Here is a 25,709-nt window from a genome sequence, read left to right as displayed (position 1 = left end):
GCCACTGATACATTTAACCAATGTCGTCAAGACGTATGACATGGGCGCGGAACTGGTGCACGCGCTCTCCGGGGTGTCCGTGGATATACACGAAAACGAGTACGTCGCCATCATGGGCCCCTCGGGTTCGGGCAAATCGACGCTTATGAATGTGATCGGTTGCCTGGATACACCGACTGCGGGCTTGTATGAATTCGCGGGTGAAAACGTCGGGGATATGGATGACAATGAACTGGCGAATATCCGCAATCGACGCATCGGCTTCGTCTTTCAGACCTTCAACCTCCTGCCCCGATCCACATCGCTGCACAACGTGGAGCTTCCGCTCATTTATGCCGGTGTACCCGCTGCGGAGCGCAAACGCCGCGCGGAGGATGCGCTGCGCTCCGTCGGTCTGGGTGACCGTATGACGCACAAACCGAATGAGCTGTCCGGTGGCCAACGGCAGCGTGTTGCCGTTGCGCGGGCGCTCGTGAACAATCCGTCCATCATTCTCGCGGACGAGCCCACCGGCAATCTCGATTCGAAAACCGGGATCGAGATCATGCAGCTGTTTTCCGACCTGCATCAGCAGGGTAATACCATCATCCTCGTTACGCACGAGGAGGACATCGCCGACCACGCCCATCGCATCATACGGCTCTTTGATGGAAAAATCGCCAGTGACACACCGGTGACAGATCCTAAGGTTTACACACGTGAGGCGTAAACGCCATGCTTCGACTGTACGAATTCAAGGAAGGCATCAGTATCGCGTTCGGCGCGATAGCCGACAATAAGATGCGCTCGATACTCACCACCCTTGGTATCGTTATCGGGGTGGTGGTTGTGACTCTCATGGCCACGGTTATCGAGGGACTCGGCATGGCGCTGGACAAGAGTATTTCATCGCTTGGTGCCGATGTGTATTACCTGAGTAAATGGGACTGGTTCGGTTCCGAGTGGTGGAAGTCCCGCAATCGAAAGGACGTGACGTTCCGCGAAGCCGAGTTGCTCAAGGACCAACTGCACATCGCAGAAGCCGTGGTTCCCGTCGTATCCACGTGGCAGCAGACGATGAAATACCGCAACAGATCGGTCAAGGGCAACATCAATGGTACCGAACCGGCGTATGAACTCACATCCGGTGTGGTTCCGGCCGATGGCCGATTCTTCAACGAGTATGAGGCCGCTGCCGGGCGGCCCGTGTGTGTGATCGGTGCTGACGTTGCGTCAAATCTTTTCGAGCGCGAGGATCCGCTGGGGAAGACCATCAAAATCGGAGGGTTCAGTTATCGCATTATCGGTGTTCTCGAGAAAGAAGGTGAATTTCTCGGGACGAGCTTCTTCTCCAAGGATACACAGGCGTTCATACCTGCGGAAAACTTCCTCAAGATGTTCGGCAGCAACCGCTCCATCGACATTCATGTGAAGATGTTTCCCGGTGTCGACAAGGAGGATGCGAAAGAAGAAATGATAGGCGTCTTCCGGAGTATCCGCGGAGTCAAGCCCGGCGAAGAAATTGATTTCGGTGTCAACACACAGGATTTCCTCAAGCAGATTTTCGACAGTGTGGTGAGTACCATTGGTGTGGTGGGCTTCCTCATTACCTCACTTTCCTTGCTGGTCGGAGGTGTAGGCATTATGAACATCATGTTCGTGTCCGTCAAGGAGCGCACCAGAGAAATCGGCACACGAAAGGCGCTTGGCGCCAAACGACGATCCATATTATTTCAGTTTCTGGTGGAAGCCGCCACACTGTGCCTCCTTGGCGGGCTTATTGGTCTCGCTCTGTCCTTTCCGCTCAGTCTTATCATTGACGAGGTTCTTCCCTCAAAGATGCCCGTGTGGGTGGTTGTCCTTTCCCTGACGATTTCCATCGGCGTCGGACTCATCTCCGGCATCATTCCCGCGTGGACGGCAGCGCGCATGGATCCGGTGGACGCCCTGCGTTACGAGTGATGTCATGCAGATCGGCGAGAGCATAGCGACCGCGTTTCAAACACTGCGTGGAAATCGCCTGCGTTCCGCGCTGACGCTGTTGAGCGTCGCCATCGGGGTGTTCTCCATTATCAGTGTCATGACAGCGCTCGGGGCTTTGCAAAAAAGTATCGAAGGGGGCTTGAGTCAGCTCGGCGCCAATACGTTTCAGGTGCAGAAGCACGAGGGTGGCATGGGGGGCGGTCCCGGATGGCGGGACAGAACCCGAAACCGCAAGGACATCACATGGCAGCAGGGTCAAGCCGTTCTGGAACGCACCCGCGGTGCGAAGACCATCGGGGTCGAAGTGTGGACTTTTGGTTTACCGGTTTCCTGGCGCAATAAGAAAACAGATCCGAATATCGCCGTCGCCGGTGAAACACCGGGTGGACTTCCGACAAATCAGTGGGAAGTGGACCTCGGCCGCGGGCTCACACAGTCCGATCTCGATCTGACGCGCAAGGTTGTGATTCTCGGCGCCGATCTTGCAAAGGCAATATTTCCCGCGAGCTTCAATCCCGTTGGCGAGACCGTGCAGCTCAAAGGCGTGCCGTACAAGGTGATCGGCATTTTGAAGAGCAGGGGAGGGTTATTCGGAAATCAGGATCGCTACTTCATCCTTCCCATCACCACATTTTTCGAGCAGTTTGGTCGCAACCGTTCCGTACATATCATGGTGCAGGCACCTTCGCGCGAAAGTTTCGAAGCCGTGCAGGATGAAGTCATCGGTATCCTGCGGGGTATTCGCGGTGTGAAGCCCGGGGAAGATAATGATTTCGCGATTTTCTCGAATGAGTCCGTCATTCGTCAATTCAATGAAACAACGGAGTACGTACGTCTCGGCACTCTTGCGCTCGCGGCGATGGCGCTGCTCGCGGCGGGGATAGGGATCATGAACATCATGCTTGTGTCGGTGACGGAACGCACGCGCGAAATCGGTGTACGCAAGGCCGTGGGAGCGACCAGGCGCATCATCATACGGCAATTTCTCACCGAGTCGGTCGTAATCACCGTGTTCGGTGGGATCCTGGGCATCGTCCTCGGTCTCGCCGCCGGCAATGCCCTTGCCCTGGCGTTGGACATACGGCCCATCATACAGATCGGCTGGATTGCTTTTGGTATAGCAGCGTGCGTCCTGATTGGTGTCGTTTTCGGTACCTATCCTGCGTGGAAGGCCTCGAATCTCGATCCCATAGACGCCTTGCGTTATGAGTAGCGACAGGTGCGACGCTCTATAACGCGCAACCCTGCGTTTCGGTGTATCCCACAACCATACTGTTGACCATTCCCGCATCGCGGTAACGTCCGCCGGTCCTCTTCCGCGTGTTATCCTGTTTCGCAACGCACGGTGAGGGACGAGGTATTCCTGCGAGATTCCGTGCTGAGTAGTCCCTGAGCGCAAAGTTTCGTACTTTGGCTGTCGCACTCATCGAATCACAAGAAGAGACGATACTCATGCTGAGATACATACGCATCACCACCGCCATGGCGTTTGCGACACTTCTCTCGCTCACCGCTTGCGGCTCGAAAGACACGGAAAAGGCCACGGAGACAGGTGCCGTCCAGGATTCTGTTCAGACTGCTGCCGTGTTTTATTGTCCCATGAAATGCGAGGGCGAGAAAACCTATACCGCTGCCGGGAGCTGTCCTGTCTGCGGTATGGATCTCGTCGAGAAGTGAGTATACCTGAACGGAGAGGGCAGAGTGTTTCCACTCTGCCCTCGTTGGTATTCCGGTCGTCACATAGTGCATCCGGCGACCAAATCTGATAGCCGCAGCTATTGCAGCTGGACCATCCCAAGATCGGTCTTTTTTCCTGCTTCCACGATCACATCGGCAGCGGTATAGATTTTTCCGTTCACGTCTTCCACGCGCACGGTGTACGTCCCTGGAGCGAGGAAAGCGAGAAGGAACTCGCCGGTGATTTCGTCCACGGGCGTGCTTGTGATATCTGCGCCGTTTTGTGAGACCGTTGCTAACGCAGTGACGGGGGTATCCTGTACTTTACCACCCACCGAACCGCTCATACCTTTCTCGATGACACGTATCGTCGGCTGGAGCTTATAGCCGTTCGGATTGTTCGGAGGTCCCATGCGAACGATGGATTTACTCGCATCAAAGTCGAGCATCAGTTCGTAGGTGGAGCCCGCGACAACATCGAAATTTCCGTTGAGTTTCAAACCGGTCTGATCGGCGCTGGGGATATCGAGATTCCAGGTCTTTCCGTCAACGTCGAGTTCCGCCTTCGTCACCATGAGGCGGATTTGCGTGTATTTCCCGGGGCCCAACTCCGCACGACCGATTTCGATGGATTTTCCGTTGTTCCATTCCAGCAGGTTCACGGTTACAGGGTTTCCGTTGACAGTAACCCATTTGTCATCAATATGCGCAGCGATTTCGGCAAAGGTGATTCGGACCGCGTCGTAATCCGCCGGTGCATCCGTCAAGCGCACGCTCAAGGTGCCGGTGGTAGACGGTGTCGTGCTATCCTCGTCGCAGGCGACAAAGGAAAGTGCGAGCAGGGGAAGCAAAAGAACGCGGAGGATTTTCATGACAACCTCAATGAGTGAAAAGGACATGCAAATTGGTAAAAGGAAACGGATTCATGCACAAAACTCATTCTACGATACGGGAAACGTTTTCGTTCCTGGCAGGCGCACAGACAGAACGTGGAATGGGAATCACTGTATCCGGGAGAAGAACAACGCCTGAGCTGCGCGTTCTGCTCCGGCAGGTAGGGGATTCCGGATGCGATCCGTGAATGGTCACGAGCATGGCTGCCTCATCCCTTTATTACGCCAAGTGGTTTAAATTTCGCAACCTTAAGAGTGATACCCGAATCGTGCATCACATTGACGACGTCTGATACATCCTTATAGGCATGAGGCATTTCTTCGGCGATGGTGCGCATACCCGTGGCGCGAATTTCCACACCAACCTCCTGCAATTCCCGGACCATATTGCGTCCTTTGGCGACGCTCAGTGCCTTCTTCCGGCTCATGTGTCTTCCCGCACCATGGCACGAGGAACCGAAGGTTTCGCGCATCGCTTTTTCCGTACCGACACAGAGATAGGAATACCTTCCCATGTCTCCCGGAATGAGGACGGGTTGTCCGATGCTGCGGTAATTCCTGGGGATGTGATCGCTGCCCGGACCGAAGGAACGTGTGGCTCCTTTGCGATGCATACAGACGTGCATCGGGGATCCATCAATCTCATGGGTCTCAAATTTCGCGATGTTGTGGCAGATGTCATAGACGAGGGAGAGGCCTAACTCACGCGGTGTCACATTGAGCGCTTTCATGAACGCCTCCGCCGCAAGATGCATGATTACCTGCCTGTTTGCGAATGCAAAATTCGCCGCACAGCGCATGGCACCGAGATAGCGGCGGCCTTCGTCGCTTTTCAGCGGTGCGCAGGCGAGCTGACGATCGGGGAGCTCAATACCGTATCTGTCCGTCGCCCGCATCGCTGTTTTCAGGTAGTCGTCGCAGATCTGATACCCGAAACCCCGCGATCCGCAATGGATGAGGAATACAATGCGGTCTTCCTCAAGGCCAAAGGTTTTCGCCGCTGCGGGATGAAACACTTCGCTGACCCGCCCGACCTCCAGAAAGTGATTGCCCGAACCGAGTGTGCCGAGCTGATCGGCGCCGCGTTCCCAGGCTCGCTCGTCGACAAAGGAGGGTTCGGCTTGTGCAAGATGCCCGTGTTCTTCGATATACTCAAGTTGATCGGCGCTACCGAAACCACGCTTGACGGCCCACCCGGCGCCCTGTATCGCGACGTCATGCAGTTCCTTTCTGCTCAGTTTCGGTATCGCTTTGGAAGCACCCACACCGGTCGGCACGGATTTGAACAGTTCGTCCAGCAGGCGGCGGATGCGCGGTTGTACCTCACGCGCCAGAAGCGACGTTGCTACCAAACGCACGCCGCAGTTGATATCGTACCCAACGCCGCCAGGCGATACCACGCCATCCTCCGCGTGTGTCGCACAGACACCCCCAATCGGGAAACCATACCCCCAATGAATATCAGGCATGGCGAGCGAGTATCGGACGATACCCGGCAGATGGGCAACATTCATGACCTGTTGCACACTCTGGTCTTCACGGATGGACTGCATCATGCGTTCTGATGCGTAAATCAATCCCGGAACGCGCATCCTGCCGCTCTTCGGGATCTCCCAGGTTGTTTCGGTCAGCTTTCTGACATCCATCCGTTTTGCCTTATCCGATCCGATTCGTATGGAATACCGTTGTTCGAAGAGTATGATCAAGAACCGTCAACGTGTGACGCGTTGTGACGAACTCCTTACAGTATTGCGAAGGAGATTGATCGGTACCTCTCAGGTGTCGAAAATGACTTCCGCCTCCATTCTGGCAGGAGAACCGTGTACACGCAGGCCATGCCAGGTCACCGCTTTGAGTTCTGTTGCACCGATGCGCATATCGTCGCTCATGGGCAGGCTGTACACCGACGCACGAAAATGCGTTGGCGAGCACGAATTTACGCGGTAACTGACAGGATAGACGTGTTTGACGTTATGGATAAAGAGCACTTCCGAAAGCCACTCACGCAGAAGACTCTCGATCGAGTCACCGGTTATGTGAAAGTCCGTACGCAGCCCGGGGCTCACGTCTATCATACCGGAGAAGATGAGCGACATCATTCCTTGCGCTGCGTTTACGAACAGCTCCGCCTGATCCCTGCCAAACGCACGGATACCAGAGTCAGCGGTGTGATCGAGTTCCTCGAACCGGACAATCATGCGATCTACTTTCATCAGAGCGACGACGTTGCTTCGATCAAAATACAACAAATGCTTGAACATCCGAACAGTGCTGGATAACCTTAACAAAAATTAATGTTGTCATCGACGAGCGGGAGATGTGCAGATGTTGAGAGTGATCGCAAGGAGGAGACGCCCGAGCGGTAGCTTACGCGCGGCAGAACGAGACGCAAGGTGCGTTTCGGCAATATGGTGCTGATCAGGGGAAAAATACGTCTCCATCTTGTAAAACGCACCACAGGCACGCATATTGCACACTGTTGCTCTCCGGCAACGCAACACTGCGGGGTAAGGGACTCTGTGCATCCCGCTGCGTCCGGACAATACGGAAGAGTTCAGGAAAATGCGACGTCACCAGCCTGCTGTGCTGACCGGGCAGTCGTGACGTACCGCGGATTTCCGGCGTGGTTGCCGAGTCCGTCACTATCCTATGAAGGAAAACGGGAAATGAAGTCGGAAATAGTATCAAACCCCCGGACCACCCCAGATCTGTGACGTTTCCGTCTTCCGCTGTAAAAGCAGATTCAACTTTGGAACATATTCAAGCAAAGGGAGAAGAGAATGAAAATGAAAGAGGAAATTGGCGGAACGCGCCGGCACTCTCTCAAGCTATGGCCCGAGAATGAGCGTCCGCGAGAGAAGTTGCTGCGGCAGGGCGCCGAGGTATTGAGTGACAGTGAGCTGCTGGCCATTCTCATCAATACCGGCAGTACGGGAATGACGGCGCTGGATGTCGCACGCGATCTGCTCCTGCGGCATGAAACGTTGCGTCGACTCGCAACCAGACCGGTATCTGAACTCTGCGCTTTTTCCGGGATAGGTCCGGCGCGCGCGGCGACCATTTTCGCGGCATTCGAACTCGGGAGGCGTTATGCCTCCGCCGGGGATGAAGAACGTGACAGTATCCGCGCACCCGAAGATGTAGCGCGCATCTATATTCCGAAGTTACGGGATTGGCCCACTGAGCGCTTCATCGCATTGCTGATGAACAACTCCGGCCGAGTCTTACGCGAGCATGTGGTATCAGAGGGTTTGGTCAATGCCAGTCTGGCGCATCCCCGTGAGGTATTTCGCGCTGCGGTGACGGAATACGCATCCTCCATCATCCTCCTTCACAATCACCCTTCAGGTGTGCGCGAAGCGAGTAAAGAGGACCATGTCATCACCAAGCAACTCATAGAAGCCGGGAAGATGATGGGCATCCCGATTCAGGATCACGTGATCATTTGTGGAAGCAACTACATCAGTTTTGTGGAGAGCGGATGGATGTAGCTCTGCTCGAGATTGCCGAAAGCGCGACACGACCACTTGCTTGCGGAGTGGAAGCTGCCGGGACTCGCTCATCCGTCTCACACGAAATCAGCGTCAGCAGTGAGTGGTAGGTTCTCGCGGTATGCGGTAAGGAAAGGCGCCATCCCTGTCGGGATGGCGCCTGTGTAGTCTGGCGATGTGTATCGCGATCAGCGGGCCAGCGTCATGCGAATCGTCGCTGTCTGGTCTCCTGAGCGCAATACGGCAAGATACGTACCGCTGGAGAGACCCTCGGCGTCGAAGGACACATAGTGCGTCCCTGCGGAGCGATACCCTTCGATAACCGTCGCGACCGGTCTGCCGAGTGCGTCATACACAATCAGGCTGGTATGATCGGCCACCGGCAATGTGAAGGACAGCGTCGTCGTCGGATTGAATGGGTTCGGGTAGTTTTGCCGCAGTTCGAACGCTGCGGGATTCGGGATCTGCTTTGTTGACGTGAGCACACTGAACGCCACTTCGACAGTATCCGAGGTGTTCACACCGTCATTTGCAACGACGCGAAGACGGTAGCCGGAAGTACCCTTCTTTGCGAAGATGGAATCCTCGACGGCTTCGTTTTCGTACGTCAGTGGTTGCCATGTGAGACCGTTGTTGGTGCTCAACCAGGTTGTATACCAGAAACGTGTCTCACCATCCGGATCCGTCGCACTCCAGCGGGCCAGGAAGTTTTCGTTCTGAACATCGGCATTGTTGGCGGGGAAGTCGATGCTCACGACGGGCTTGTTCGTCGAAAGAATCCGTTCCGCCACAACATTCCCCTGATGCTCGACGACGACCTTGCGTGCATCGTCAGGGCAGGGAACCACGAATGCGAAATGCTCGACCGCCATCTGCGGATCGTCGTTCGTGAGCGCATCCATCTCATCGAGACCGAGGGCGCGGAAGGTGGGGCGATAGCGATAGCTCGCTATTTCCTGATTTCCGCTGTCGAGGACCTTGAATGTGTGCGTCGCATACAGCTCGTCCACCATTCCGGAAATCGTGGCGTTTTCAAGTTTCATCCAGGGACCGAAATTGAAGCTGCGTGTCGCATCGTCCAGATTTCCTTCGATGAACAGCGCTTTGGGAGTCACGCCCTTCTTCAGCCCGGATTTTGAGGCATTGAAACTCGATACGGCTGACCAGAGCTTGTTGAACTCGAGTTCGCTGACCCACAGATAGAAATCATAGCCGGGATTCGGGAGCTGACTTCCGCCCATGAAGCACTTCACTTTCTGACGGCGCGAGACCTTGTTGTCGAGGTTTGCGTGCATGTAGCGCCCCTCGTAGATATCAATGCCGAAATAGACGTCCGCGGCGATGAAGTTATCGATGTACTGCTCTTTTTGCTCCTCATTGCTCGCATCCATGTCCTGACGACGCAGGCCGAAGGAGTGACCCAATGCATGGACGGCATGCTTGTAGTGATCGGTGCTTGCGACCATAAGATCCCAGGTACCTGACCAGGACAGGGTCTGTGATGCGCGGTGATTGAACAGTTGTCTGTGGAGATGATAGGTGAACCAATTCGGCTGAACGGCCAGGATGTAGCGATCAGCGGCGGCGTTTTTCCGACGCATCTCCTTGTAGGATTTCATCAGATAATACTGATAGGTTTCCTGCAGCAAGGTGTCGGCGTGAATGTGGCTGTAATCGGCGATCACGTCATCTGTTGAAAAAGTCAACTGGCCCGCCTTCAATGGCCAGGTCTTCAGCATGAAATTCGCGGCACTGTCGGCCCACGAACGGACCCGGTTGAGCGTTCCTGTGGGGTAATTGTCGAAGGCCTGGACAAAGACGTTCAGATCGGCGTCGCCATCGTTTCCGAAGTTCGTGCCTTTCACCGTCGCAAAAGCGGATTTCGAATTGTTGAGTTCATTCGGTTCGAAGATCCGGCCGCGGAAGTCGCCGCCCTCTTCAGGATCCACGGTCACGGAAATTTCCGCAGATCCGGGATTGAGACCGGTTTCATTGATGAGAAACACGAGAATGATCGGTTGCAGTCGCGGCATGGCGATTTCCTGCAACTGATTCTCCATGGTGTAATCCACGCTGATGAAATCCTTGTTCTTGACGTAGAACTTGTCGTAGGTATTTCCATTCACCTCGGCGATGACCCGGAAGGGAGTCGTTATAGCCTCGGTCGTCAGTATGGTCGCCTCGACGGCAAAGCCTTTGTTCGGAACCAACGTTTGCGTGGGACCGAGGGTCTGGAAGATATCAACCTGATACACTTCGAGATCCGGACCGCTTTGCTTCTCGATATTCATGAAGTAGGCTTTTTCAATGCACTGCAGCGTGGATTTGAAGTACACCGCAAAACCCGTGACCTGCGCGTATTTTGCCGGCATGGTGAATTTGAAATTCACGCGGCCGTTGGCATCCGACACAAGATCACCGGAATACACCGTATCACCGGCAACGACGATCAGATAGCTGAGCACCACACCGGCAGTGTCCTGACCTGACAGGACGTTGCTGAAATGCCCGTTGAACTCGATTTCATCGAGGTCGTTTGCGATAATTTTTGTTTTGCTGGGATTCAGCGACATCCAGTAGCTGGCTTGGGGGTACTCCACACGCAGGAAGGGATCGAGACGCACCTTGCCCATCGTCGCACGTTCACCGGCGCTGGGACCATGGCAGTCGCCCCAGTAGTTTTTTGTACCATCTATGGTGTCAGCCTGGAAGTTGGAAATATTCCCAACCTGATTGCTGCTGTTGCGCGTGAAGTGATTATAATTGACCCGTACGTCTCTTACATCCGCGGGATCGAAGCCGCCTGCGGACGGTGAGATATTGACTGTGGCGTTGTGGCTGAATGTGTTGAATTCGGCGACAGTTTTGTTGGAAATAGTGACACCACCTTCGATGATGGTGTTGTGGCGCACCGTCGTGGGTTCTCCGGGGGGACGTACTGTAATCTGCCCTTTATTCACGGTGGAGTTCGAGATGTTGCTCACCCCCATGGTGGCGTCGCCTTCGATGGTGCAGATATCGGCTGATTTCACACCGAGTACCTGCGCTTCGTGGACGAGCAGACAGCGCGTCGCAGTAATATTATTGCCGTAGTGGCGCATGTAGGCGTAATCGTTTCGGCCACTCGCGGTAACCCAGTCGAATTTCACATTGTCGAGCAGCGTTTCCTCGTTGCCGTAGATGACGACGTCCGACCCGTAGAAGATAAAATTGCGGAGCGGACCCATTTTTCCCCAGCACTGAATGTTGATGTCGTTCAACGTACCGCCGGAGGCGCTGAATTGTCCGTGCGGGACTGCTGCGGGATCCGCGCTTCCGAGGACAACAATGCCGGAGAGGGTACCGGCGGTTCCGAGAATCCAGCCAATATTTGCGGAGGGGCCAAAATGCATATGACCGCCGGGATAGATAAACACGGAGTCAACAACATCGGTGCTCATGTTAATGGTGTCGGGACGGGTCAGAAGACCCTGAATATCACCACCGAGGAAGACCCCGTTTATAAGGTTGCCGTCGGCAAAACCACCGGCGGAACGGTAGGCGCGGTACTGATACTGATACTGCGTCCCTTTGTTGAGCCCGTAGTCGGTAATGATCCCACCGTCTTTCGCATTCAGAAAGGTTGTGCCGATGAGTTTAGCGCCGCGATAGAATTCGACTTTGGAAAAATTGGTGTTCTCAAGATCGAACATGAGAATATCGGCGGAATTGTCACCGACGTATATCACGGCGCCGAAGGGTTGTGCCTGGGCTTGAACAGCCAGGAACAGCAGCATCGGCAGAAATAAGGTGGCAGTTCGCTTCATACAGTACCTCGTGTTTTGAAGTATAACAGCTCTATGCACTATGTTCGTTGCATGCGGGATCAGTGCGAAGAATCCCATCCGTGGAAGAGATGGAAAAATCCTATGCTCTCAATCTACTTCGGTTTTCTGCATAAAAACAAGGTAAAAACGCACGGACCAATGTCGGGGCGGCCATAGCTCTCCGCTTTGTACCCGTGCGTGTACCCATAGCGTGTATTCGGTCCGGCGCCTCTCATATTTTGTCCTCGACGACGCGTTTGCCGTTGGCATGTCGCGACCGTAGATTGAATCAACGTACCGGAGATACTCATGCTTGGCATTGCTCACATTCATTTTGCGTCCATCGATTCAACCAACACGTATGCGAAGCAGATCGCGAAGGAGGATGGTCGACATGGCACGCTTGTAACGGCCGATTATCAGACGGCGGGACGCGGTCGTCTCAGCAGGTCATGGAACGCCGCGCCCGGCAGCAACATCCTGGCATCGCTTATTCTGCATCCATCCCGCTCATTGGAGGATTGGGGAGGATTGCCGCTGCTCGCGGGCTGCGCAGTGGTTCGTACGCTGAATGGCCTGGCCGATATTTCATCTGAAGTCAAATGGCCCAACGACGTGATGGCAGGAGGGAAAAAGATTTGCGGGATTCTGGTCGAATCGGGATCGCTTGGAAGTCGTTCCTGGGCTGTCGTCGGCATTGGGATTAACGTGAATCAGACGCACTTCGAAGGAGAATATCGCCTGCCGCCGACGTCCCTCGCGTTACTGACGGGAGCGACCTTCGCTGTCGGTGATGTGATTGCGCGTCTGTGTCGTGAGATCGACCTGTTGTACAACGTGTGGGAAGAAGAGGGAAACGCTCCCATCATCGCTCAGTGGATGCAACACACGTCTATGATCGGAAAGCGGATTGAGATTCGGGAGCACGACCGGAATCGCTTCGCGGTCGCGATGGGTATCGCCGATGACGGTTCTTTGCTCGTTCGTGGAGAAGGGGGAGAGGTCAGTTCCGTTGTAGCGGGCGATGTTTCCATTTCCCCGGCGGAGGACAGTGGCGGATGACGCAGGTATCTCCTTACTACCTCGACAACGCATCCACGACCCGTTTGCATCCTCGTGTCCTGGAAGCCATGCTGCCATGGATGCGCGGCGAAGCGGCTAATCCGTCGAGTATACACCGTTTTGGCAGAGAAGCACGCGTGGCCGTCGAACGTGCGCGGGAATCGGTTGCGGCGCTTATCTGCGCCCACCCTTCGGAGATCGTCTTTACCAGTGGAGGAACGGAGAGCAACAATACGGCAATCCATTTCGCTCTGGCCGGCACGGAACAGAACGCGCATGTGCTTACCTCTCCCGCCGAGCATCAGGCCGTGCTGCAGCCGTTGGCGAATCGGCGACACAGCGTCGTCTCCATGCTTCCGGTGGACAGGGGAGCTGTCCCGAGTCCGGACGACACCGAGCGTGCGCTGCGAAGCGATACCGTGCTCATCGCCCTGATGCATGCCAACAATGAGACCGGGGGCTTGCTCGACGTGGCCGCCGTGTCGGATGTCCTTCACGGTTATACTGGTCTTTTATTCTGCGATATGGTGCAGAGCGCGGGCAAGGTACCTCTACGGATTCATGATACCCGAATTGATCTCGCTTCGCTTTCCGCACACAAACTTCATGGCCCGCAAGGAATCGGCGCCCTGTATATGCGCAGGGGTCTGGATTTCAGGCCGATGATTCTCGGCGGGGCTCAGGAGCGTGCACGTCGGGGTGGAACCGAGGCGGTTGCGGCGATTGTGGGCTTTGGTGAAGCGGCGCGTCTGGCGCTGGAAGAACGCGAAACACGTTATGCTACCTGGGTGCGATTGCGGGAGCAGCTTCTGCGACGGCTGCGCGACGGTGTGCCTGGCATCGTGGAAAACGTGAGTGTGAGGACGCTTCCGAACATTGTCAGTGTCACGCTTCCATATGCGCACTATCCCATCGATGGCGGTATGCTGTTGGTGGATCTCGATCTCCGCGGATGTGCCGTCTCGGCCGGATCGGCGTGTACGGCGGGGAGCATCGAGCCCTCTCATGTCATGCGTGCAATCGGGCACGACGAACATTCCGCACGCAGCAGCGTGCGTTTTTCCTTTGGCGCCTTCACGGAGGCGGAAACGGTGGAACGAGGGGCGGAGGTGTTTGTGCGAAGCGTTCAGGACATGGTAGAGCGCTCGAGTTCCCGTTCCCATTCACGCAAGGCGATACCGTAACGCAGTCCGCGCTCCGATACTGTGACGTCCGGCAATCCCCGCGCTGTCATGAAGCGCAGGAGGATCACGACGCCGACGAGAATGATATCCGCGCGCCCGGGATCGATGCGCAGGGCATGCTGCAATTCCTCTTTCGACAGAGCACTGAATTGCCTGTAGCGCCTCTCGATGGTCTCGCGGCTCAGACGGAATCCGGCGACCGCGTTCCTGTCGTAGCTCTCGAGGCCCAGTTCCACGGCCGCGAGTGTCGTGACAGTGCCGGCAACTCCAACGAAAACCGTGTCATGCACATCGAAATGCGGGAATTGTCTGACCGCGTGATCAACATGATCGATGAGAGCGAGCAGTTCCTGTTCGCGTGGCGGTGAGTGCGGCAGAAATTTTTCCGTGAGTCTGACACAACCGATATCCAGACTTTTACGTTCGATAATGCGGAAACCCTCGCCGCTGGTAAGCTCCGTCGAGCCTCCGCCGATGTCCAGCACCGCAAAACGCCCCTTCCTCTCCGTGAAACCCGAGATCGCGCCACCGTAGGTCCATAATGCCTCGTCGGCGCCGTCCAGAATTTCTATATCAAGATCCAGCCTTTGCTGCATGTAGTTGAGGTAGTCCTCCCGATTGTGCGCATCACGCAGCGCGCTGGTGCCGGTCGCACGGATCACATCCACACGCATGGAACGGGCTGTGGCGAGATACTCCTCGAGGATGCTTTCGCTCCGTGAAAACGCTTCCCAGGCGATGGCGCCGGTTTTATCGACGCCCTTGCCGACACGCGCGATGCGCTGTTCGTCGCTCAGTACGGTCAGCGTTCCGTTCTCCGCAAGATCCGCGATGAGCATGAGAATGGTGTTCGTTCCTATATCGATGGACGCGACTCTCATTATGATGCCTTTTCTCCGCTGATGGCATGCCATTCGTCTTCCGCCATTTCCGCGATCAGCGTGAAGCCGTTGTCGTGGAGGGCGGAAAGCAGATCACCCCGGTCTGTGGAATAGAAGCCGGAGAGCACGATCCGTCCGCCTTTCCGCAGCATGGCAGCCAATGCAGGGAGCATTTCGATATTGTCGTTTCTGGTGATATTCGACAGGATCAGGTCATAGGGGCCGTGTACTGTTTCAAGCGATCCGTGGTGTATGCGTACCTGCGACAGCACACCGTTGCGAATGCAGTTTTCCTCGGCGTTCTCCTTCGACCATTCGTCAATGTCCATTCCCTCCGCTGCCTGCGCACCCAGTTTCACGGCGGCTATGGCGAGTACACCGGTTCCCGTGCCGACATCCAGAACAGTGTCGCCCGCTTGTACCGTCTGCTCCATCAGTCGCAGCATCAGGCGTGTCGTGGCGTGAAAACCCGTGCCGAAGGACATTTTCGGGTCAATGACGAGGAGGATCTCATCTTCACGCGTATCAACGGTGTGCCAGGAAGGAGTGATGACAATGCGGTCGGAAACCCTGACGGGGGTGATGCTGTCTTCCCATTCCTTGTTCCAGTTCTGTTTCTCGAAACGTTCCACATCGTACACGATATCGAGCCGGAGGCGGTGCAGGGAGGCACTGAACGCGTCGGAGATTCCTCCATCCCATGCCTCGCAGGGAAAATACGCTTCCCAGGTACTCTCTTCCTCAAGGAAACCGAGAGGTTCGAGCGAATGCAACAGTGCCTGCACCTGCTCGTCGTGTTCACTGACGGGAAAGCGCAGTCGAATATAGTCCGGTTGTTCTGTACTCATGGGTTCTCAGGTGGATGGTTGCAGTCCGAAAAGCACACGTAACAGGAGGGAGCCAACCGCCTCGAGCGTCGCCGCTGAACATTGCTCAGGGGTGTCCCTTTGCGTGTGCCAGTATTTTCTGCGTTCGTTTGCATCGGCATGACCGACAAGCGAGGCGTCAATGATATTGATGGCTTTAATGCCGCCTGTGGTATTCAGCGGAAGGTGATCATCGATAATAGGGGAATGCCTGCTGTTGACGAATTGCTTCAGTCCGAGTGCCGCCGCTTGCGACCAGAACAAATCCAGGATATCCTTGGCGAACTGCTCGGAAAAACCCTCCCGGGGAAACACCGCTTCCTTGTCTCCCACGAGATCGAGCAGCACTGCGAAGAGCGGTGCGCTTTCCGTCCCCAGCGATGCGGCGTAATATTTGGAACCGAGACAGAACATGCTTTCTTCGCCGTCCTTCCCGTAATCCTCCCCATCGAAGAGAACGATATCCACTCCGATCTGCGGTGGAGTGGCGGACAGGATTTCCGCGAGATGCATCAGTACGGCAACGCCGCTGGCTCCGTCATTCGCTCCGGGAACCGCAAGGAGTTTCAGAGTCTCATCCGTTTCCATGTCGGAAAAGGGCCGGGAATCCCAGTGCGCGCAGAGCAGGACGCGGGGCTGCACCTCCGGACGGAAGCGCGCGACGACGTTATGCAGATCAAGGGTCACTCCTTCGTACCCGGGCATCGAAAAGGACTGCAGCGAAGTCTCCCAGCCAAGATCTGTGAAATGCTTCACATAGTAGTCCCGGCACTCCGTATGCGCGGGAGAGCCCGGAACGCGCGGACCGAAGGTAACCTGTTCCGTGATATACCGCATAGCGGTTTCGCCACTGAACGAGGGTTGAGAAGCGGGAGGGCTGAACATCGGGGTGGGAATCTGTGCTTCGTCTTGTTTAGTGCCGCCGCCGCAGGAAGCGAGCAGCAACAGCGGGATGGCGGTCAGGTTGCGGAGGTATCGATTGCTCATGCGAATAAGCTACGCATTCCGGCGCGAGAGACAAAACGCACGATGGAACAAAAATCAACGGGAATAAAAAACACCCGGAACAGGGCGTTCCGGGTGTCGTAACGAAAAACTTGCTGCCTCAGCGTGCGAGCAGCATGGTTCTGGTGAGTCTGCTGCCCAGTGCGCGCAACTCGTACAGGTACATACCGGAAGGCAGTTCTCCGGCATCGAAGCTGACGCTGTGTGTGCCCGCGGAGCGGTGACCGAGAACAGGGGCTGCCACTTCTACGCCCAGAGCATTGAACACGCGAAGCTCGACCATACTCGCTGTCGGAAGCTGATAGCGAATCACTGTCGATGGATTGAAGGGATTCGGATAATTCTGAGACAGCGCGAGACCTGTCGGGAGCGCATGCTCGTTTTCGACGCTGACGAGCGCAGGATTCACGTCCAGAATTTCGAAATCGTCAACGGCTGCTTCGACGAGGGAGCCCGGCTCAGCATCTTCGGCAGTGAATTGCACCACGAGATCCGGAGTGAAGCTGACGTGTTCCTTCAAAATGAACACTTTCGGCTGCCATGAGGCATCGGAGACCTTCGTACGCTCGAGAATACCCCAGTTTCCGGATGTGCTGCTGATGCGCACCGTCCAGAAGTCCGAATTCGGCTCGGCGCCTGCGTTGTTGCTGTACCAGCGAAAATACCGCAACACAGGATTCGACATTCCCGAAATATCGTAGTTCCGTGTGAAAATGGTCGTTTCGCCATCGTCCACATCATTCGTACCCAGTCCGGCGCCGCGGGCGGCGTTACCGGTCACCCAGCATTTCGTCTTGCCGGTTCCGGGAGTGTTGTCCTCGTTTGGTTGAACGTAGGGGACATCCGGCGGGGTGCCGAGCGAGGTGTTCCAGGTACCGACAGGATCCTCCCGCACCCATTCCCCAGTCCCGGCGTCTCCGCGGACAGACCAGCCATCCGCCGTTTCACCGTCATGGAAATATTTTTGCTCGAAGCCCACAAGGAACAGGTAATTCGATTGCGGTGCGTTCATCGGTTCCTTCGCGCTCGTGCCGAAATTATCGAAGGCCTCGAGGTAATATCGTACGATGGTGCCGGCGGGCTGGGGAGGGAATTCACCGGTGAAATTTTTCGATGCCGCATCATAGGCGGTCGTGAAACGCAGGGTGTTTTTCCAGTCGTCCACGCTGTACACGACATCTACCTGCGTGACGCTCATCATCTCCTGATTGATTTCGTTGCTCACGCGCGCTCTGCCGCTAATGCCGTACGGAGTGGTGACGCTGTTCTGGTCGCCGAGCGGTGTATGCGTGATGCTGATGGCCGAACCCGGGATGCCATGTGCATTGAACGCGGCGATGATTGCTTCGGAATGCGGGGTGCCGTTCGCGAGGTTGCCGTCATCGTCGTCGGCGACGAGAAATTCAATGAAGTAATCCGCAAGCGCGACACCGAGGGAGGCGCCGTCCGGTGTTCCGTACATCGCCATGTGATACAGCTTGGCTGTTTGCTCGAGACCGATTGCCCGACGCACATCCCAAACCGCGCCGGTCAGGATCATGCCGTCGTCGTGAATTTCATTGACCACGTTTTCCGGATAGCGCAGTGTATTGTCCGAATTACGGATGATGCCGCCGCCCGCGCCGTTTTTCAGAAAGCCGACACCGATACGGGGATCGTCCCGCAGCAGGTTGGTCGTGAGATCCGCAATCGCTTCCTTCAGGGCGCCGTTGACGGGTGCGCGTCCGATGAGCTTCTGCGTCAACCAGATGTGGATGCCGTGACCGAGTTCGTGATGGATGACGGAAGAAATCTCTCCGGTGTTGCCGCAGGACAAGCTGGATTTGAAAAAGTTCACTCCTCGTCCGTCAAAGAATGCGTTGCACTCGCTGTTGATCTCCACGATACCCGGGATCTGCGTGTCGAGCGTATTGTTGGCCGGACCGGCATCCAGGGCGCGTGAGAAGTCCCTGGCGAGATTGATGTGATAAAACGTGTTGCGCTCCGAGGCCACGGAATTCGTGTTGTCCCAGACGATTTCAAGATTCTGCCCGGCCGCGACGGTCATGGATTGTACCGCGTTGACGGGCGTGCCGCCGCTGACGCGGGTCGTATCTGCGCGACGCACGTTGGCGTAGGGTCCGGTAAATTTTGTGATCAATTGTCCCGTCGTGGCGGCACCCAGATCCACGGTGAAGCGTCCGTCGCTGTCGGTGGTGTACATCTTTCCTGCCACCCAGACGTAGGCATTTTTGAGCGGGACAGTCACAGGTGCTTCGACATAGCTTTCCTGAAAGATGTTGATCATGATGCGGCCGTTCACCACGTTGGTGACGCCGTTCGGTCCTTCGTGACCGCTGCAGGCGAAATGCGGGATAAGGTTTTTCCGCCAGACGATAGTGCCGTCATGGGCGTCCACGTAGGTGTCCCAGCGTTCTTTGACGCCGCTGTGCACCTCGAAATTGTACACCAAACGGTATTCGTAGCGGTCGCTGTAGCGCACGGGCAGAATCACCAGACCGCGATCCGTGATGTGCTCATGCGTGTCAACGTAGGGAAGCCCCGCTTTGGCGAATTCCCGGGCGGCCGCTTCGCTGACCGCCGGCGTGGTGTTTACGGCGAGTGCCGGGTGGTAATCCGAACCGAACATGAAGACGCGTCCGGTGGAGGATATTCTCAGATCCACGTAACTGAACAACACGTCGATGCCGTTGTACGTCTGAATGTATTTCTGATACGCTTTACCGTCCAGGATCTCCGAGTACAGCAGACGGAGGTTCGTGGGATTGACGTTCAACTCGCCCGCGTGTTGCCGGATGAATGCACGACCCGCCTGCGGTGCGTTGAGCAGCGAAATGTTCTGGAAGCCCTCGATGGGAATACCACTTCCCGAGGCGCGGTGCGGGGTTCTGCGCAGGGCATCGTAATCGAAGGACCAGTCGGCGTTAGAGCGAATGAAGCTACTGAATGCGCTGTGCGCCTTGGACAAAGATTGACGTTCCTGTACATGGGAGGATGTAAGCAGGAACGACTCTTCCGGTAGACGGACGGCTATGCCTTCATCTGCGTTATGATCATGCTGCGCAGACGCAAAAGGTACCTGAAAGAAGTTCAGGAGAAGGAGAAAACCCAGGAACAGGATTCTCATTGAGACCTCGGGGATGGTACGTGGAAATGGGCTGTCAATGTCGAGTATTTGATGGTATGCATCTTTGTAAGATGACACCGTGTCAATCTTACAGGTTACGGCAAATCACGCAGGAAATCAAGGCATAATTGCATCCCCGCCTGCAACCGGAGAAATGCCGATCGGAGCACGGGATGGTCGCTTGAAAGCAGGGACGGCCGCCCAGTTCCAGCAGGCGACCTGCTGCCCTCCGGCGAGGGGTCGCAACTCCGGCTCATGTTGGATGCACGTCTCGGTGGCAAAGTCGCAGCGCGAATGAAAATTGCATCCGGCGGGATACATGGTGGGGCGGGGGACCTGCCCAGGGATGATGTTGAGACGTTCGCCGCGTAAGTGCATCGAAGGGATGGATTTGAGCAGCCCGATGGTGTAGGGATGGCGCGGGTGATGGAAAATATCGCGCACCGTCCCGGTTTCCACTATCCGCGAGGCGTACATGATGGCGACTCTGTCGCAGGTCTGCGCAACGACGCCCAGATCGTGGGTAATGAGCAGCACCGCCATACGGAACTCGAGCTTGAGTTGATTGATAAGACCAAGCACCTGCGACTGTGCGGTGACGTCTATGGCGGTTGTGGGCTCATCGGCAATGATAACCTGCGGGTTGCAGGCAAGTCCCATGGCTATCATGACCCGTTGCCGCATGCCGCCGGAAAGTTGATGCGGGTACGAGAGCATGACCGTATCAGGGTGATGGAGTCCCACGCGGAACAACAGCTCCCGACAGCGGCCGTAGGCCTCGTTCCACGAAATCCTTTCATGAAACAGCAGCACTTCCAGAAGTTGATCACCGATGGTGAACACCGGATTGAGTGAGGTCATGGGTTCCTGAAACACCATCGAGATCTCCCGGCCGCGGATTGCGCGCATCTGACGCTCCGGCAGGGTGAGCAAATCCTGCCCTTTGAACTCGATTTCTCCCGAACGGATTTCCCCTGGCGGGCGAATCAGCCGCATAATGGCGAGCGCGGTCACCGTTTTTCCGCAGCCGGATTCTCCTACTATCCCGAGAGTTTCACCGGGATACAGCTCGAACGAGGCGTTCTGCACGACGTCGGCTTTCCCCTCGTGGGTTTCGAAAGAAACCGTGAGATTCCTGACGCTGACGATGGGTTGAGCGAGCCCGCGATCCATGAAGTTCCTTTGTCCCTGAATGGCCTCAGGTGGTAGTGTATCGAAAAATACGATGCCACCCGGGCAGAGACAAGGAGGATTTACGACTTACGATTTTCGATGTACGATTTATCCACGGACTGGTGGGCACATTGAGGCTGACGACACTTCCCTTAAGCTCGCCATGGCGAGTCTTCGACCCCAACGTCAGTTGGGGGCCACGCGCAACCGACCCGATAACTTAGTCCGAAGGACGACACCTCCTATAACGCCCAACGACAGTTGGGGGATGCGCTCAACCCACCCGCACTCTGAGTCCGAAGGACGACACTGGAGTGTACCCCCCCAACCACATCCGGGGGACTCGCGAGCACGCGCCACCTGCACCCCAGCTCATCAGGTTAATGACATCTTATGGAAGTGGGGCTCTGATTACGTTACGGAAAGAATCATGCTTCGAGACGCTGCTCTGCTGACATCGGGTTTTTAAGCAATATCCGTGCTGTCGCAGCCCTCAGCATGACGAGGTTTGCTGGCACGTACTGGTGTGCGATGATGTCACTTACGAAATGGGCCGGTGTCCGCCCCGGCGGATCGGTAGGCACACTCAGGCGGGACGACTTACGATTTATCCGCCTCAGGTGGAATGATTAACGATTCACGTTTCACGATTAACGATACACACCTACCGCAGCACCATAATCTTTCTTGTTACTTCGCCGCTCTTCGTCACGGCGCGCAGAAGGTACATGCCCGTGTCAGCAGGACGGCCGTCGGCCCAGTAGCCGTCCCAGATCAGGAGATGGCGGCCTCCTTGCGCGTATTCGTTTCGCAGTACTTTGACGCGCTGCCCGACGGCGTTGTAGACCTCGACGCGGAGTTGCGATTCTTCGGGAAGGTCGAGATAGGTCGCTGACCAGTCGGTCAATGGTTGCGGTCCTGGTTCGCTCATGGACAGCGACGGACTCGGCGTGCGGCTGCGGCCCAGCAGCACATGCCGCGGATTGAAGATGAAGCGATCGGCGGCGGTCACGGTGTTGCGGTTCTTGTCGTAACTCGTGATGGTGCCGCGGACCATTCTGAATCCATCGGTCACAGGAATGCCTCCGTTGAAATGGTCCAATCCATACGGATGCACGTACAGGTGCTCGGAGAGGGAATCGCGCAGTGACAGCGTCCTTTCCCAGCCGCTGCCGCCGACGGTCGCGACATACCAGCGGTCTTGCAGCAGTGCCTTGTCGATGATGCGAACACCCGGTCGTTCGTCCGAGCTTCCGGCGACTTGCGTCATGAGAGCGTCGTACCATTCCTGTGCGATGGTGTCGGTCGGCACGATTGATGCGCGATTCCACCAGGAATTCCATGCCGGGTCATACACATCGTAATCGTAGCGCAGGCTGCCTGTCGCGCTGATCAAGCCGGGATTCCAGACGGAGCAGTATCCCCAGGCCGGAAGCCATTGCCAGGGGCCGGACACCTCAGGCACCGTGCTGTTTGCGGGGATACCGCTTACATGCAACCAAACGGAATTCGGCAAGTCGTAGGATTGCGCGTACAGAGAGTAATCGAAGGGCGTTCGGTTATGGATGAGGGGAAACCATTTCGCGTCTTCATCCGGCGCGACCCTGTTATTGCCGTCGCCTTCCTCGAGCATGCTGAAGCCGTCCAGCTCCAGCGTGCCGCCGATCGGAATGGATACTCGTCCGGGTATGCGGAGAATTTCACCATTGGCTTCGGCGATGAAGGAGGCGTTGACGCCTTCGCGACGGAGTTCCGGCATCGTGACGACAGCACTGTAAGCCCAATCAGAACCCGAGGCCTGGCGCGCGAGGGGAGCCGACCGGAGCAGCGCTCCGCGCGCGTCGGTGATTTCGACACGCATCTCCGCATCGATGCCGGCCATGAGGGCGGATGCGTGAATGCGGGTGTTTCCCTCTGGGGAGGTGTCCAGAGAGATGGAAGCATCTCTGTACGCGGCGGCAAGCGGAGTTTTCATGAAATCGGCGCGAAGGAAATCCACACGGTGCTGAAGGTCGGCGATTGCAGCGGCGGGCGATGCCCCGCGCGCGGCGACAAAGGCATAGGTCACCTGCTGCGTATCGCCGGGAGCGAGATCGATTTTGCCGGAGGATAGCATGACACGCACGTCCGACACTCGCTGCCCCAGGTTCTGGCCCGTGGCGAGGTCGATGCCATGTGATGGGAGCCAGCCGGTACCGCTCACGGGATCGCCGGACACCCAGAACGCAGAAGGCAGGCCTGTGAGCGGATTCAGGACACGAACGCCACCCGTGCCGCGGCCCTGCATCAGAGCCAGCCATTGATCGCCCCCTTCGCCTTGCCTGGGATCGCGTATAGCGGCCGGGGAGGACTTCGTCGGCAGTACGGCGGCGCCGACGGGACCGTTGCGGTATCCTTCGCGCCATCCGTCATTCCAGCGCGCCTTCTCACCAGGCGCGGGCAAGACAGGCGTTTGAAGCATCACGAGCCCGAAGGCGGTGGGCATGCCGTTCCCGGTGGTATTCAGTCCTGCGTCGTACACACAGGCCATGCCTCGGAGCGAATCCGTACCAGCTAGGTTTTGCGTACCGTTGCGCACGTCCATATCCATGTAATAGCCCAGCAGTGCGTCTTCGATACGTTCGGAGCCTTGGTTGATATAGGTGACCTGCAGCAGCAGCGTATTCTCTCTTGCCATGCCCGGCCAGGGTTCGTACAGCAGGCAACGCATTTCCACACCCAGCGGAGGGGTGCCTGTGCTCTTCGACAGAGCGTCCGCATCGAGATCGTTCATCACCCAGAACATCTGCTTGCGGCCATAGAACAGTGGGGAGCCATCGGCGTTCACGGGCGCGCCGAGTTCGGCGGGCCATTCGCGGTAATCGATTGCCGCGATATCGCCCTCTTCGATGGTGTAGGCGCGGAAGCGTGCGTCGAAAGGATTGGCAACCGGCTGCCCGTCGATGATGGGACCGGGGAGAAAGGCATCCCTCTCAAATGATGCGGCGACGCGATATCCGTCCCGAACGAGACCGAGGAGCACCGGTGTGGAGGAGAAGCACAAGCCGCGCGAAGAGAGGGAGGAGACCCCGCTTGCGGGCCAGACTATTCCATGCCCGCCGCGTGTGGTGTCGTGACCGAGCTGCCCCCTGAGGGATACATGGAACTCCATATTTCCGCCGGTAAATACCGGATTGGATTGGAAAGCTCCCGTTTGCGCCGTAGCGGTTTCGGCAACGAGGAGTATCAGGCAAACACCTATGAACGATTTGGTCATGTCACCTCCGTCGTGTGCGTAATAATAAACCGAAATATCCGATATCCTGCATAGAAAATCAAGGGCAACGGTCCTGCACTGATCCGTCGGACGCGTATTATTTGTTCACACGCGTTCCCACGGTAATAACGGCCTGGTATCCTTCTTTACCGACCAGAAAAACCCTGGTTTTGGTTGCCCAGGCGCCGTAGTACGATATGTCCTCGTTGTCCAGTTCAGGGTAATGCCGCCAACTTTTCCCGTTGTAATGCGCCACCACGCCGCGATCGCCGCCGACCCAGATGTTATTCCGTCCCGTGCCATGCACGCAGCGGAAGGAACGAGTGTGCGGAAGCTTTAAGGGCCCCAGCGGTCTGGTAACATTTTGCCAGGTACTATCATAGAGTATGATATGGCTTCCGACCATGACCACGCAGCCGCCGGGGTTTGCGCCGATGTCATCCGACCAGACTGCCTCGGTGGAATTTAGAGAAGAGGCGAGGTGAAAATCAAGTTTTTGCCAGGTTCCGTACTTGTAGTGCAACACGAAGGGATTCGACCATAAGGGATAACCAATGCCGACAGCCCAGGCCTCGTCCTTGTTACCCGCAACACCGCGGATTTCATCATACACCACTCGATGCTGGATTTTAAAGTTCCGGCCGCTTCCGTGAACGATATACCCGTTGACACCCCAGTACCAGCGATCACGCTCAGGACCCCAGAACCGAAATATGCTAACGCTGTCACTGCGATAGAAGAAGCGTTCAGTTACCCATGTCGTACCATCCCAGTAGTTCGCACTAGGATAAAAGGACCAATTGTTTGGTGCCTCTCCCCATACGCTTTCTTGTGTTGCGCGAGCGCTTACATAAGCGGTGTCGTATCTCTTTATTCCTCCTCTTGGTTCAGCGTCGTGTATCGATTGCCTCAGCACTGTGAATGGACGCCACTCAGCGCCATCCCACTTCATCGCATTATAGCTTGACCATCGGCCGCTTTTCGTGGTGTCGGTATTGCGGAAGACTATATAACCTACCGCGATGGCTAAATCGTCGTGAATGGCACTCACCGATTGCAAGTGGCTCGTTGGTGTATCCCCGAAGTGCCAGGTCTTCCAGGTGTATTCATGAGATGTGGTGTCAACGGATTGAATTGTGGGATTATCGAGAGGTGTGTTCGGTAAAGGTGTATCGGGTGCATCATCGCATCCAATAAGAGATACGATTATTGCGTATATGAAGCAAATCCCGAAAACATGCGGCAAAGAGCTCTGCCGGCGCATATAGTTGCAAACTACAGCGTCGTAACGACTTGGAGAATGTATGTTGCGTCTCATTGTGTAAT

Annotated in this window: 17 protein-coding genes and 1 pseudogene; 7 read left to right on the top strand and 11 right to left on the bottom strand. The window is 56.3% G+C overall.

Going from position 1 to position 25,709, the window contains the following annotated elements; all coding sequences use genetic code 11:
- Positions 1 to 4: 4 nt before the first annotated feature.
- From M5R41_04400 to M5R41_04385, 4 genes and pseudogenes are all read left to right on the top strand, one after another.
- Complete coding sequence (locus tag M5R41_04400) at positions 5 to 709, top strand: ABC transporter ATP-binding protein (protein MCZ7555627.1); 705 nt, start codon at positions 5 to 7, stop codon at positions 707 to 709.
- Between the two features lie 5 nt (positions 710 to 714).
- Positions 715 to 1,941 (top strand): ABC transporter permease, encoded by a 1,227-nt coding sequence (locus M5R41_04395; GenBank protein ID MCZ7555626.1) that lies wholly within the window; start codon positions 715 to 717, stop codon positions 1,939 to 1,941.
- A gap of 4 nt (positions 1,942 to 1,945) precedes the next feature.
- Positions 1,946 to 3,175 (top strand): ABC transporter permease, encoded by a 1,230-nt coding sequence (locus M5R41_04390; protein MCZ7555625.1) that lies wholly within the window; start codon positions 1,946 to 1,948, stop codon positions 3,173 to 3,175.
- A gap of 371 nt (positions 3,176 to 3,546) precedes the next feature.
- A pseudogene (locus M5R41_04385) lies at positions 3,547 to 3,636 on the top strand (hypothetical protein).
- A gap of 101 nt (positions 3,637 to 3,737) precedes the next feature.
- Here the strand turns inward: M5R41_04385 and M5R41_04380 are convergent.
- The 3 genes from M5R41_04380 to M5R41_04370 all read right to left on the bottom strand — a co-directional run bounded on the left by M5R41_04380 (position 3,738) and on the right by M5R41_04370 (position 6,793).
- Positions 3,738 to 4,511 carry a DUF4382 domain-containing protein gene (locus M5R41_04380; GenBank protein ID MCZ7555624.1) on the bottom strand — a complete coding sequence of 258 codons (774 nt, stop codon included), beginning with the start codon at positions 4,509 to 4,511 and terminating at the stop codon, positions 3,738 to 3,740.
- A 230-nt stretch (positions 4,512 to 4,741) separates the two neighbouring features.
- Positions 4,742 to 6,178: an RtcB family protein gene (locus M5R41_04375; protein MCZ7555623.1), complete on the bottom strand. Its 1,437-nt coding sequence runs from the start codon at positions 6,176 to 6,178 to the stop codon at positions 4,742 to 4,744.
- A gap of 129 nt (positions 6,179 to 6,307) precedes the next feature.
- Positions 6,308 to 6,793, bottom strand: a complete 486-nt coding sequence (locus tag M5R41_04370) for an archease (protein ID MCZ7555622.1) — start codon at positions 6,791 to 6,793, stop codon at positions 6,308 to 6,310.
- 519 nt (positions 6,794 to 7,312) lie between these two features.
- On the opposite strand from M5R41_04370, the gene radC reads away from it, so the two are divergent.
- Positions 7,313 to 8,023 carry a DNA repair protein RadC gene (gene radC, locus M5R41_04365; protein MCZ7555621.1) on the top strand — a complete coding sequence of 237 codons (711 nt, stop codon included), beginning with the start codon at positions 7,313 to 7,315 and terminating at the stop codon, positions 8,021 to 8,023.
- Positions 8,024 to 8,211: 188 nt separating this feature from the next.
- On the opposite strand, the gene M5R41_04360 is transcribed toward radC, so the two are convergent.
- Positions 8,212 to 11,829: a T9SS type A sorting domain-containing protein gene (locus M5R41_04360; GenBank protein ID MCZ7555620.1), complete on the bottom strand. Its 3,618-nt coding sequence runs from the start codon at positions 11,827 to 11,829 to the stop codon at positions 8,212 to 8,214.
- Positions 11,830 to 12,138: 309 nt separating this feature from the next.
- On the opposite strand from M5R41_04360, the gene M5R41_04355 reads away from it, so the two are divergent.
- Positions 12,139 to 12,891: a biotin--[acetyl-CoA-carboxylase] ligase gene (locus M5R41_04355; protein MCZ7555619.1), complete on the top strand. Its 753-nt coding sequence runs from the start codon at positions 12,139 to 12,141 to the stop codon at positions 12,889 to 12,891.
- A complete protein-coding gene (locus M5R41_04350) occupies positions 12,888 to 14,075 on the top strand; it encodes a cysteine desulfurase (GenBank protein MCZ7555618.1) in 1,188 nt (395 codons plus the stop codon). Before M5R41_04355 ends, M5R41_04350 begins: the two co-directional genes overlap by 4 nt.
- Here the strand turns inward: M5R41_04350 and M5R41_04345 are convergent.
- From M5R41_04345 to M5R41_04315, 7 genes are all read right to left on the bottom strand, one after another.
- Complete coding sequence (locus M5R41_04345) at positions 14,018 to 14,956, bottom strand: Ppx/GppA family phosphatase (GenBank protein MCZ7555617.1); 939 nt, start codon at positions 14,954 to 14,956, stop codon at positions 14,018 to 14,020. The genes M5R41_04350 and M5R41_04345 overlap by 58 nt on opposite strands.
- Positions 14,956 to 15,804, bottom strand: coding sequence for a 50S ribosomal protein L11 methyltransferase (prmA, locus tag M5R41_04340; GenBank protein MCZ7555616.1), 849 nt, complete (start codon positions 15,802 to 15,804; stop codon positions 14,956 to 14,958). The genes M5R41_04345 and prmA overlap by 1 nt, the downstream gene beginning before the upstream one ends.
- 6 nt (positions 15,805 to 15,810) lie before the next feature.
- The gene (locus M5R41_04335; protein ID MCZ7555615.1) at positions 15,811 to 16,809 is read right to left on the bottom strand and encodes a M28 family peptidase; all 999 of its coding nucleotides are present in this window, start codon (positions 16,807 to 16,809) and stop codon (positions 15,811 to 15,813) included.
- Positions 16,810 to 16,927: 118 nt separating this feature from the next.
- Positions 16,928 to 19,954, bottom strand: coding sequence for a T9SS type A sorting domain-containing protein (locus M5R41_04330; GenBank protein ID MCZ7555614.1), 3,027 nt, complete (start codon positions 19,952 to 19,954; stop codon positions 16,928 to 16,930).
- A 117-nt stretch (positions 19,955 to 20,071) separates the two neighbouring features.
- Complete coding sequence (locus tag M5R41_04325; protein MCZ7555613.1) at positions 20,072 to 21,127, bottom strand: ABC transporter ATP-binding protein; 1,056 nt, start codon at positions 21,125 to 21,127, stop codon at positions 20,072 to 20,074.
- 664 nt (positions 21,128 to 21,791) lie between these two features.
- Positions 21,792 to 24,383: a T9SS type A sorting domain-containing protein gene (locus tag M5R41_04320; GenBank protein MCZ7555612.1), complete on the bottom strand. Its 2,592-nt coding sequence runs from the start codon at positions 24,381 to 24,383 to the stop codon at positions 21,792 to 21,794.
- 97 nt (positions 24,384 to 24,480) lie between these two features.
- Complete coding sequence (locus M5R41_04315; GenBank protein ID MCZ7555611.1) at positions 24,481 to 25,701, bottom strand: hypothetical protein; 1,221 nt, start codon at positions 25,699 to 25,701, stop codon at positions 24,481 to 24,483.
- Between the last annotated feature and the right edge of the window lie 8 nt (positions 25,702 to 25,709).

Source organism: Bacteroidia bacterium (assembly GCA_027493955.1).
Classification (GTDB): Bacteria; Bacteroidota; Ignavibacteria; order SZUA-365; family SZUA-365; genus JAOSJT01.
Note: the sequence above shows the minus strand (reverse complement) of the source record. Positions and strands in the feature narration are given on the sequence as shown.